The organism is Salipiger pentaromativorans (assembly GCF_024721115.1).
In the GTDB taxonomy this organism is placed as follows: Bacteria; Pseudomonadota; Alphaproteobacteria; order Rhodobacterales; family Rhodobacteraceae; genus Salipiger; species Salipiger pentaromativorans.
The window spans coordinates 277,074-287,519 of record NZ_JAMDHK010000001.1 but is presented as its reverse complement, the minus strand read 5'-3'; the positions used below and the strand labels follow the sequence as shown (position 1 = coordinate 287,519).

11 protein-coding genes are annotated in these 10,446 nt (G+C 68.1%); 4 read left to right on the top strand and 7 right to left on the bottom strand.

What is annotated here, in order from left to right:
• The first annotated feature begins 85 nt into the window (after nucleotides 1–85).
• From M4578_RS01330 to M4578_RS01320, 3 genes are read left to right on the top strand one after another with little or no spacing between them, the layout of a single operon-like run.
• Nucleotides 86–940 (top strand): ABC transporter permease, encoded by an 855-nt coding sequence (locus M4578_RS01330; RefSeq protein WP_258091631.1) that lies wholly within the window; start codon nucleotides 86–88, stop codon nucleotides 938–940.
• 3 nt (nucleotides 941–943) lie between these two features.
• Entirely contained in the window at nucleotides 944–1,780 is an 837-nt protein-coding gene (locus M4578_RS01325) for an ABC transporter permease (RefSeq protein WP_258091630.1), read from the top strand.
• A 1-nt stretch (nucleotide 1,781) separates the two neighbouring features.
• Complete coding sequence (locus M4578_RS01320; RefSeq protein ID WP_258091629.1) at nucleotides 1,782–2,435, top strand: aspartate/glutamate racemase family protein; 654 nt, start codon at nucleotides 1,782–1,784, stop codon at nucleotides 2,433–2,435.
• Between the two features lie 273 nt (nucleotides 2,436–2,708).
• Here M4578_RS01320 and M4578_RS01315 read toward each other — a convergent pair whose 3' ends face one another.
• The 3 genes from M4578_RS01315 to M4578_RS01305 are packed head-to-tail and all read right to left on the bottom strand — an operon-like array spanning nucleotide 2,709 to nucleotide 5,334.
• Complete coding sequence (locus M4578_RS01315) at nucleotides 2,709–3,515, bottom strand: ABC transporter ATP-binding protein (RefSeq protein WP_258091628.1); 807 nt, start codon at nucleotides 3,513–3,515, stop codon at nucleotides 2,709–2,711.
• A complete protein-coding gene (locus M4578_RS01310) occupies nucleotides 3,515–4,342 on the bottom strand; it encodes an ABC transporter permease (protein ID WP_258091627.1) in 828 nt (275 codons plus the stop codon). Before M4578_RS01310 ends, M4578_RS01315 begins: the two co-directional genes overlap by 1 nt.
• Nucleotides 4,339–5,334 (bottom strand): ABC transporter substrate-binding protein, encoded by a 996-nt coding sequence (locus M4578_RS01305; RefSeq protein WP_258091626.1) that lies wholly within the window; start codon nucleotides 5,332–5,334, stop codon nucleotides 4,339–4,341. The genes M4578_RS01310 and M4578_RS01305 overlap by 4 nt, the downstream gene beginning before the upstream one ends.
• 225 nt (nucleotides 5,335–5,559) lie before the next feature.
• Between M4578_RS01305 and M4578_RS01300 the strand changes: the two genes are divergently transcribed.
• Nucleotides 5,560–6,588 (top strand): LLM class flavin-dependent oxidoreductase, encoded by a 1,029-nt coding sequence (locus M4578_RS01300; protein ID WP_258091625.1) that lies wholly within the window; start codon nucleotides 5,560–5,562, stop codon nucleotides 6,586–6,588.
• A gap of 158 nt (nucleotides 6,589–6,746) precedes the next feature.
• Here the strand turns inward: M4578_RS01300 and M4578_RS01295 are convergent, their stop codons facing one another.
• From M4578_RS01295 to M4578_RS01280, 4 genes are all read right to left on the bottom strand, one after another.
• Nucleotides 6,747–7,499: an ABC transporter ATP-binding protein gene (locus tag M4578_RS01295; RefSeq protein ID WP_258091624.1), complete on the bottom strand. Its 753-nt coding sequence runs from the start codon at nucleotides 7,497–7,499 to the stop codon at nucleotides 6,747–6,749.
• Nucleotides 7,496–8,353, bottom strand: a complete 858-nt coding sequence (locus tag M4578_RS01290) for an ABC transporter ATP-binding protein (RefSeq protein ID WP_258091623.1) — start codon at nucleotides 8,351–8,353, stop codon at nucleotides 7,496–7,498. The genes M4578_RS01295 and M4578_RS01290 overlap by 4 nt, the downstream gene beginning before the upstream one ends.
• A gap of 136 nt (nucleotides 8,354–8,489) precedes the next feature.
• The gene (locus tag M4578_RS01285) at nucleotides 8,490–9,401 is read right to left on the bottom strand and encodes an ABC transporter permease (protein WP_258091622.1); all 912 of its coding nucleotides are present in this window, start codon (nucleotides 9,399–9,401) and stop codon (nucleotides 8,490–8,492) included.
• A complete protein-coding gene (locus tag M4578_RS01280; protein ID WP_258091963.1) occupies nucleotides 9,398–10,378 on the bottom strand; it encodes an ABC transporter permease in 981 nt (326 codons plus the stop codon). Before M4578_RS01280 ends, M4578_RS01285 begins: the two co-directional genes overlap by 4 nt.
• Between the last annotated feature and the right edge of the window lie 68 nt (nucleotides 10,379–10,446).

The window sequence follows — 10,446 nt, the reverse complement described above, 5'->3', positions numbered from 1 at the left end:
GGCGCCCCCCGGCGGGGGGCGTGCCGCCCCCCGCACCCCCGCTTTTGCGTATTTTCAAAGAGAAGAAGGGACGGGGACGCGCCCGATGCTGAAGAACCGCCATGTGACCGGCTGGCTGCAGGCCGCGCCGCTGAGCCTTGTCCTGATCGGCTTTCTGATCCTGCCGATCGTCACCATCGTCATCGTCAGTTTCTGGCGGGCGACGGAGTTTTCCATCATTCCGGCGTTTTCGCTGGAGAATTACGAGTTCCTGTTTGGCTCGCAGGTCACCTACCGGGTGTTTCTCGCGACCTTCAAATATGCCGCGATCACCTGGGCGCTGACATTGCTGATCGGGTTCACCGTGGCCTATTATCTGGCCTTTCACATCCGCTCCCAGACCGTGCAGATCGCGCTGTTCCTGCTCTGCACGATCCCGTTCTGGACCTCGAACATCATCCGGATGATTTCCTGGATCCCGTTTCTGGGGCGCAACGGCATCGCCAACAGCGCGCTGATCTCTTGGGGGGTGATCGACGAACCGCTGGAATGGCTGCTTTACAGCGATTTCTCGGTGATCCTCGCCTTTGTGCATCTTTACACGCTGTTCATGGTGGTGCCGATCTTCAACACCATGATGCGCATCGACCGAGCGCTGATCGAGGCGGCCTATGACAATGGCGCCAGCGGCTTCCAGACCTTGCGGCATGTGATCTTTCCGCTCACCAAGCCCGGCATCATGATCGGCACGATCTTTGTGCTGACGCTGGTGATGGGGGATTTCATCACCGTGCGCTTCATGTCCGGCAGCCAGAAGGCCAATGTGGGGCGGCTGATTTCCAACGACATCGCGCTGCTGCAATACCCCTCGGCCGCCGCCACCGCGGTGGTGCTGCTCTGCACCGTGCTGATCGTGATCGGCGTGCTGCTGCGCTTTGTCGACATCCGCAAGGAGCTTTGAGCCATGGAAACGCGGTCGCGGTCCTTCTACATCCTCACGGCGGTGTTCGCGCTGTTCATCCTGTTCCTCTACGGGCCGACGATCACCATCGGCATCCTGAGCTTTCAGGGGCCGCAGGGCGGGCTGACCTTCCCGATGAACGGGGTTTCGCTGCACTGGTTCCGGGATCTGTTCCAGGAACAGGCGGTGGGCGACATCTGGGGCGCCTTCCGGCGCAGCTTTGCGCTGGGGCTCATGGTAATGGTGAGCACCGTGGTGATCTCGGTCATGGGCGGGCTCGCCTTCCGCAAGCGCTTTGCGGGCTCGGGGGTGCTGTTCTACCTGATCATCGCCTCGCTGGTGATCCCCTCGATCCTGATTTCGCTGGGGGTGGGGCTGATCTTCAGCCAGCTCGGGCTGCGGGTGCACTGGGCGACCAGCGGGTTCGGCGCGCAGCTGACCTGGACGCTGCCCTTCGGCCTGCTGATCATGTTCGCGGTCTTCAACCGCTTCGACAAGAGCTATGAGGAGGCGGCGCGGGATCAGGGCGCCTCGGCCTGGCAGACCATCGCCCATGTGGTGCTGCCGATCATCGCGCCCTCGCTGATCGGGGTGGGGCTCTTCGGCTTTACGCTCAGCTATGACGAATTCGCGCGCACGCTGCTGACGGCGGGCAGCTACAACACGCTGCCGCTGGAGATCTTCGGCATGACCACCAATGTGACCACGCCGGTGATCTATGCGCTGGGCACGCTGACCACGCTGTTTTCCTTGCTGATCATCGGGACCTTCATCGTGACGGTCTGGGTGATCGGCAAGCGCCGTGCACGGCACGGGTCGGATGCGGGCAAGGGCGTCTGAGGTGATCCTCTTCATCAATCCCAACGCCTCGGCCCATATGACCGGGAGCATCGTGGCGGCGGCGCGGGCGGCGCTGCCGGGGCGCGCGGTGCTGGGCTGGACCAATCTCGACGGACCCGAGGTCATTCAGGGGGCGGAGGATGGCGCGGCAGCGGTGCCGGGGCTGCTGGCGCTTTTGCCGGCGGCGCGGGAGGCGGGGGCCGAGGTCATCGTGATCGCCTGTTTCGACGACACCGGGCTGGCGGAGGCAAGGGCGGCGGCGCATTGCCCGGTGATCGGCATCGGGCAGGCGGGATTTCACGCGGCGGCGCTGCTGGGCGCGCGTTTCGGCGTGCTGACCACGGTGCCGGAGGCGGTGCCGGTGATCGCGGGCAATATCGCGGCGCTGGGGTTCGGCGCGGCCTGCACCGAGGTGCGCCCGAGCGGCTTCGGCGTGCTGGCGGTGGAGGAGGGCGCGCCGGAGGTGCTGGCGGCGCTGCGCGCGGAGATCGCCGGGCTGGCCGGGCAGGGGGCGGAGACGGTGGTTCTGGGCTGCGCCGGCATGTGCGGGCATCGCGCGGCGTTACAGGACGGGGCGCCGGTGCGGGTGATCGACGGGGTGCGCGCGGCGGCGCTGCTGGCGGCGGCGCTGGTCGGGGTGGTGGCGGACGGATAATAGGTCCGGGCGAAGGCGCTTTTGCCGCTGCCGCGATCCCCGCGCCCCTGGCCCGGATCAAGGGCGCGGCCCGCCGGGCTGCCGTTTTGGGGGCGCAGGTGCCAAGCTTCGAGGCCTTTCGGATGGGGGTGGGATAGATCGAGGGATTCCACGCTCGGCGCGGCAACTCATGGGTCATCGCCGGGCCCGGCTTTCGGGGCGGATTCGGCGGTGCGCGCGTGGCGAAGCCCTCCGGGCCTCACCTTGGAAGCACCCGAGGCCGAGGTCATTTCATCAACAACAGCGCTGCACCCCGATCGGATCGCAGCCGCAGACCGCCGGGGCCGCGCGTTCGTCGACCGATTGCAGATCGGCGAAGAGCGGATCGCCCGCGAGGCTGCTCTGGACGTAATCGAAAAGCTGCCGCTCCGTCCGGTCTCCGGGGCGCCCCGGCGGCACTGCCGAGCCCAGAACCCCTTGGCCCTTGGGGTGCATCACCGCGATGCGGTGGGCGAGACGCGCGGCTTCGGAGAGGTCATGGGTGATGAAGAGCCCGGCGAGGCCGCGCTCGGTCACTTCGCGGATCACGATGTCCTGCATCCGCCGCCGCAGCACCACGTCGAGCGCGCCGAAGGGTTCGTCGAAGATCATGAAATCGGGATCGACCACCAGTGCCCGCGCGATGGCCACGCGCTGGCGCATCCCGCCCGAGAGCTCGGCGGGATGTTTGCCGAGATCGGCGGGCTCCAGCGCCACTCGGACGGCGGCCTCTTCGGCGCGGTGCCGGGCCTCCTCGGGGCGCACCCCGTCCAGCGTCAGGGGCAGCGCGATATTGTCCCGCGCGGTGGCCCAGGGCAGCAGGCGCGGCTCCTGAAACACCACGCCATGGCGCCTGTAGCGGCGCAGCACCCGGCCCCGGTCGGGCGCCAGTGTGCCCGCCGCGATATGGGCGAGCGTGGTCTTGCCGCAGCCCGAGGGGCCGACCAGCGCCACCATCTCGCCGGGGCGCAGCACCAGCGAGACATCGCGCAGCACCATGCGGCCGGAATAAGAGAAGCGCAGCGCCGCCAGGGTCAGGGGGGTGTCGATGAGCGTGCCCATCAGCCCCTCCCCAGCGCGCGCCAGCGCTCAAGTCGCCGCCGCAAGGGACGCACGGCGGCGTGTTCCAGAACCAGCAGCGCCGTGACCGACAGCGCCACCCAGGCCAGCGCCTGATCAATGTCGAGATGGGTGCGGGCGAGCGCCAGCGCGCCGCCGATGCCGGTCACATTGGTGACCAGCTCGGACATGATCGCGACCTTGAAGGAGAGCGCCAGCGCGATGGCGAAGACCGGCGCCAGATGGCCCGCGATCTGGAAGACCGCCACCCGGCGGAAGCGCGCCCAGGCGGAGCCGCCGAAGCCTCTGGCCATGTCGTCGAGCCTGCGGTCGCGGGTCAGAACCCCCTCGGCTGCGCCGGTGAAGATCACGGGCGTTGTCATCACCGCCACCGTGAAGATCACCGCGCCATGGGTCGGGCCGAACCAGATCATCGTCAGGATCACCCAGGCGATGGCGGGCATGCCCAGCAGGATCGTGGCCCAGGGCCGCAGTAGCCGCATCAGCAGCGGCAGATAGCCCGCCGCGATGCCGAGCGCGCCGCCGATGGCCGTGGCAAGGCTCAGCCCGGCAATGACCCGGAGCACCGTGGCGCCCACGATGGCCCAGCCTTCGGGCGCGCCGAGAATACCCGCCACAGCCTTTGCCGTGGCGAAAGGCGTGGGCAGGATGAAGGGGCCATAGCTGAGGGCGCCCAGCTGCCAGAGCCCCAGCCCGAGCAGCAGCCCGGCCAGACCCGGCCCGTAGCGCGACCCGGCTTCGGCCAGCGCCAGAGGCAGGGCCTCGCCGCGCTCGCGCAGCCGGGCCAGAGGGGCGGCGCGGGGGCTCACAGCAGATAGAACCCGTCATCGGGCAGGGCATTGCCCAGAATGCCCGGATCGGCCTTGAGCAGCACAGTATAGGTGCCTTCCAGATCCGCGCGCGCCGCGCTGGCCCTGCGCACATGCAGGCCGGAATGCGGCAGCGCGGCCGCGATCAGCGGCGCCGGGCGGTCGGTCAGACGCGCGGTATCGGCGGCGGCCTGCGCCGGATTGGCCAGCGCATCCGCAGCGGCGGTTTCCAGTGCCAGATGCAGCCCCTCGACCAGCGCCGGATGGGTCTCGGCAAAGCCCGCGGTCACACCCAGCCCGGCCTGGGTCAGCGCATTGCCCGCGCCGGTGACCTTGCCCCATTCCTCGCGGGTGGCGACCCCGCGCGAGATCGCCAGCCCCGCCTGTTTCGCCTTCATCATCGCGGCGCTGCCGGACGGTTCGGCCAGCAGCGCGGCCTCGGCCCGGCCCGAGAGGAGAAGCTGCGCCCCCTCCACATGGGTGGCCGCCGGGATCAGCGTCACCTTGTCGGAGATGCCGTAATGCGCCAGCATCGCGCGCATCACATGGCCGGTGAAATCGTTGAAGAAGGGCAGGGCGACGGTCTTGCCCTCCAGCCCGGCGAAGGAGGCCAGCGGCGCGCCGGTCGAGAACAGCCCGCAATGGCCGTCGGTCACCACATTCACCAGCCGGATCGGAAAGCCGCGATTGTAGAGGCTCGCCGCCCCCTGGGTCGGCACGATGGCCACTTCGAGCTTGCCCGAGGCCAGCCCCGCGCGCAGCTCGTCGCCGGTGTTCCAGAGTGTATAATCCACCTCCTTTGCCACATCGGCGAAGGCGCCCATGGCGACCGCGTGGGAGACGACGATGGAGGGGCCCGAGGGCGGGCTCTGGATCACCAACCGGTCGAGCCTCTCGCCGCCCGCGCGGGAAAGCGAAGGCGTGGCAAGCAGCGTGGCACCGGCGGCGGCGTGGCCGATCATCTGGCGGCGGGTCAGTCTGGCTCTGGTCATCTCTCGGGGCTCCCATGGCGTGGCGCGCGCTGCGCGGTCCGGCCGGGTTTAGAACGCATGTCGTCTTCGGAATATGATTCAGATCAAACATTCCCGCGCTGGAAGGTTGAGCGGGATTTGCCGCTGAAGGCGCGCTTCTCCACCCGCACAGAGTTTGTGCGGCCCGGCGGCTTTCGCCCCGCGCCGGGGCCTCTATGTTGAGGGCGACGCAACGGAGGCTCCACGATGGACATCGGTCTTTACACATTCGGCGACATTGGCACGAACCCGGTGACGGGCGCGCGGGTCGATGCGCGGCAGCGGCTGCCGGAGCTGATCGAGGAAATCCGGCTGGCCGACGAGGTCGGGCTCGACCTCTTCGGGCTGGGGGAACATCACCGTGCGAATTACGCGATCTCCTCGCCCGCGACGGTGCTGGCAGCGGCGGCCTCGGTGACGAAGCGGATCCGGCTGAGCTCGGCGGTGACGGTGCTCAGCTCCGACGATCCGGTGCGGGTGTTCGAGCAGTTCGCGACGCTCGACACGCTCTCGGGCGGGCGCGCCGAGGTGATGGTCGGGCGCGGCAGCTTCATCGAGAGCTTTCCGCTCTTCGGCTACGATCTGAACGATTACGATGCGCTCTTCGAGGAGAAGCTGGCGATGCTTCTGGCGCTCAACGACGGCGAAAGGCTGACCTGGCCGGGCACCGATCATACCCAGCCGGTGGCGGGGCTGGGCGTCTACCCGCGCCCGGTGAACGGGTCGCTGCCGGTCTGGATCGCGGCGGGCGGCACGCCGCAGAGCATGGTGCGCGCGGGCGGGCTGGGCCTGCCGCTGGCGCTGGCGATCATCGGCGGTCAGCCGCGCCGTTTCGCGCCCCTGGCCGATCTCTACCGCCGCGCGGCGGCGCAGGCGGGGCATGCGGAGAAGGCGCGGGTGTCGCTGAACGTGCATGGCTTTGTGGACGAGGACAGCCGGCGCGCGGCGGAGATCTTCTTCCCGGCGCAGAAGGCGGTGATGGACCAGCTCGGCCGCGAGCGCGGCTGGGGTCCGCAGAGCCGGGCGCAGTTCGACGCCGCCTGCGGCCCGGAGGGCGCGCAATTCGTGGGCTCGCCCGCGCAGGTGGTCGACAAGATCCTGGGGCTGCGCGAGGATCTGGGCTTCGACCGGGTGTCGATCCAGATGGCCATCGGGGTGATCGACCATGCCGATATGATGAAGGCCATCGAGGTGCTGGGCACCAGGGTTGCCCCGGAACTGCGCAAGGCGGGCTGAGGGGGCCAGGGGGCTTCGCCCTCGCGCGCCGGGGCGCGCTTCCCCCGAGTATTTCCCGGAAAGATGAAAGGACAAGGGCGTCCCTGCTTTCATCTTTCCGACAAATACTCCCGCCGGAGGCAGGCCGGTCGCGGCGGCTTGGCGCCGGTTTCCGGCCCCTAGCGGATGCTGCGGATCGAGCTGTCGAGCAGATGTTTGGTATAGGGGTGATCCGCCTGTAGCGCGCGCATCTTCGCCACGTCCAGAAGCTCGACGATCTCGCCGTGCTGCATGACGGCGATGCGGTCGCACATATGGCCGATGACGCCCAGATCGTGGCTCACCATCAGATAGGTCAGCCCGCGTTCGGCGCGGAGATCCGACAACAGGTTGAGGATTTCCGCCTGCACCGACACGTCCAGCGCCGAGGTCGGCTCGTCGAGCAGCACCACGCGCGGCTCGGGCGCGAGCGCGCGGGCGATGGCCACCCGCTGGCGCTGCCCGCCCGAAAGCTGGTGCGGATAGCGGAAGCGGAAGCCGGTGCCGAGACCGACATCGCTCAGCAGCCTGTCGATCCGCGCGTCGATGTCGGAGAAGCCGTGCAGTTTCAGCACCTCGCCCAGCACCCGGTCGACCGTGTGGCGCGGGTGCAGCGAGGCGTAGGGGTCCTGAAAGACCATCTGCACCCGCTTGTAGAAGGCGGCGCTGCGGCGGCGGCCCAGCGGCTCGCCCAGAACCGACATGTCGCCGTTCCAGCTGTCCACCAGCCCGGCGATGGCGCGCAGCACGGTGGATTTTCCCGAGCCCGACTCGCCCACGAGGCCGAAGCTTTCGCCTTCGGCCACCGAGAAGCTGGCGGATTTCACCGCACGGACCAGCTCGGCGCCCTCGCCGAACCAGACGTTGAGGTCGCGGATCCCGATGGCGCTCATGTCAGCGCGCTCACCGAGGGGGCCTCGCGCCAGGCGGGGTCGCGCTGCAGCGCGTCGAGGCGGGGGCGGGGGTGTTCGAGATCGGGCACGGAGTTCAGCAGACCTATGGTATAAGGGTGTTTCGCCTCGTGCAGCTTGCCGGCCTGGCAGACCTCGACGATGCGGCCCGCATACATGATGAGGATGCGGTCGCAGAAATTCGACACGAGGTTGAGGTCGTGGCTGATGAAGATCAGCCCCATGCCACGGTCCGTCACGAGCTTGTCCATGATCTCCAGAACCTGGAGCTGGACCGAGACGTCGAGGGCGGAGGTGGGTTCGTCGGCGATGAGGATTTCGGGGTTGGGGATCAGCATCATGGCGATCATGATGCGCTGCCCCATGCCGCCCGAGACCTCGTGCGGGTAGAGCCCCATCACCCGCTCGGGGTTGCGGATGGCCACCGCGTCGAGCATCCCGACGGCGCGTTTGCGGGCCTCGGCGCGCGAGGTCTTCTCATGGGTGAGCAGCGCCTCGGTGATCTGGCTGCCCACGGTCATCACCGGGTTCAGCGAGAATTTCGGGTCCTGCATGATCATCGAGGCATGGCGGCCGCGAATCCTGCGCATCTCGCGTTCCGAGGCGGTGAGCAGGTTCGTGTCGCCCATCCGCATGCGGTCGGCGGTGACGATGCCGGGCTTGCGGATGAGTTTCAGGATCGCGCGCCCGGTCATGGATTTGCCGGAGCCGGACTCTCCCACGATGCCGAGGCGTTCGCGACCGAGGCTGAAGGAGATGCCGCGCACCGCCTCGAATGTGCCGGAGCGGGTGGGGAAGGTGACGCGGAGGTTTTCGACGTCGAGGAGATTGGTCATGGCGCGCCTCTGGCCGGTGCCGGGCCGGTGCGTATTTGGAAAGAGAAGAAGCTGCAGTCTGGGAAAGAGAGGACGCCTCGGGCGGGGCGGGGGACGGGGGTGTGCCGCGCGCGGCGGAGGGGGGCCGGGGGAGGGGTCATTTCCCGGCCTCCTTGGGGTCGAGCACGTCGCGCAGCCCGTCGCCCAGCAGGTTGAAGGCCAGCGAGATGGTGAAGATGGCGAGCCCCGGAATGGTGGCGACCCACCAGTAATCGAGGATGTATTTGCGCCCCTCCGAGACCATGGCGCCCCATTCCGGGCTGGGCGGCTGCGCGCCGAGGCCGAGGAAGCCGAGGCCTGCGGCGGTCAGGATGATGCCGGCCATGTCGAGGGTGACGCGGATCACCAGGCTCGAGATGCAGAGCGGCCAGACATGCCGCGTGATGATGCGCAGCGGGCCCGCGCCCTGCAGCTTGATCGCGTGGATGAAATCGGAGTTGCGGATGGTGAGCGTCTCGGCCCGCGCGATCCGCGCATAGGGCGGCCAGGCGGTGAGCGAGATCGCCAGCACCGCGTTCTCGATCCCCGCGCCGAGGGCGGCCACGAAGGCCAGCGCCAGGATCAGCCGGGGGAAGGCGAGGAAGATGTCGGTGAAGCGCATCAGCGCCACGTCGATGATGCCGCCCATATAGCCCGCCACGGTGCCGATGATGAGGCCGAGCAGCGGCGCCACCAGCGCCACCAGCGCGACGATATAAAGCGAGATGCGGGCGCCGTAGACGAGGCGGGACCAGATGTCGCGCCCGAGGCTGTCGGTGCCGAAGAGATGCCCCTCCCAGCCCGGCGCTTTCAGGCGGGCGCCGAGATCCTGCACGAAGGGATCCTGCGTCGCCAGCAGCGGCGCGAAGAGCGCCAGCAGGATCAGCGCGATCAGCACCACGAGGCCCACCATGGCCAGCGTGTTGCCGCGCAGTTTCAGCCAGCCGGCATACCAGGCGGCGGCGCGCGCCTGGGCGCGGGAGGCGGGGGCGTCGGCGGTGAGCCAGTCGCGGAAAGACGTGTCGCTCATTTGGCCCTCGGGTCGAAGAAACGGTAGAGCAGGTCGGAGAAGATGTTCAGCGCCACGAAGATCGTGCCGATCACCACCGTGCCGCCCAGCACCGAGTTCATGTCATTGGACAGCAGCGAGGTGGTGATGTACTGCCCGATGCCCGGCCAGGCGAAGATGATCTCGGTCAGCACCGAGCCTTCGAGCAGGTTGGCATAGGCCAGCGCGATCACCGTGATGAGCTGGATGCGGATATTGCGGAAGGCGTGGCGCCAGATCACCGTCCATTCCGACAGGCCCTTGACCCGCGCGGTGGTGATATATTCGGAATTCAGCTGTTCCAGCATGAAGCTGCGGGTCATGCGGGAGATATAGGCGAGGCTGTAATAGCCCAGCAGCGAGGCGGGCAGGATGATGTGCGAGAACGCGTCCTTGAAGACCGTCCAGTCACCGGCGAGGAGCGAATCCAGCAGCAGCAGCCCGCTGCGTTCGGGCACCAGCCCCTGGTAGAAGACGCCGAGCCGTCCCGGCCCCGCGACCCAGCCCAGAATGCCGTAAAAGATCAGCAGCCCCATGAGGCCGAGCCAGAAGATCGGCATCGAATAGCCGATGAGCCCCACGAAGCGCGCCACCTGGTCGATCCAGCGGCCCCGGTAGACGGCGGCGAGCACGCCCAGCGGCACGCCCAGGAACACGCCGATCAGCGTGCCCAGCGTGGCGAGTTCCAGCGTGGCGGGGAAGACGCGGCCGATGTCCTCGGAGACCAGCTTGCCGGTGCGGATCGAGGTGCCGAAATCGCCGTGCAGCACATCGTTCACATAGATCGCGAATTGCGTGATGAGCGGCTTGTCGAGCCCCAGCTCCAGAAAGACCTCGTCATATTGCGCCTGCGTCGCGCGCTCGCCGATGACGGCCAGCACCGGGTCGATGGGCATGACGCGACCGATCATGAAGGTCACGAACAGGAGCCCCAGCAGCGTGACCGCGACGGTCAGCATCGTGCCGACGGTCTTTTTCAGCCAGCGGGGAACGGGCAGCCTGCGCTGCCCGTCCGGTGTTTGTGCAA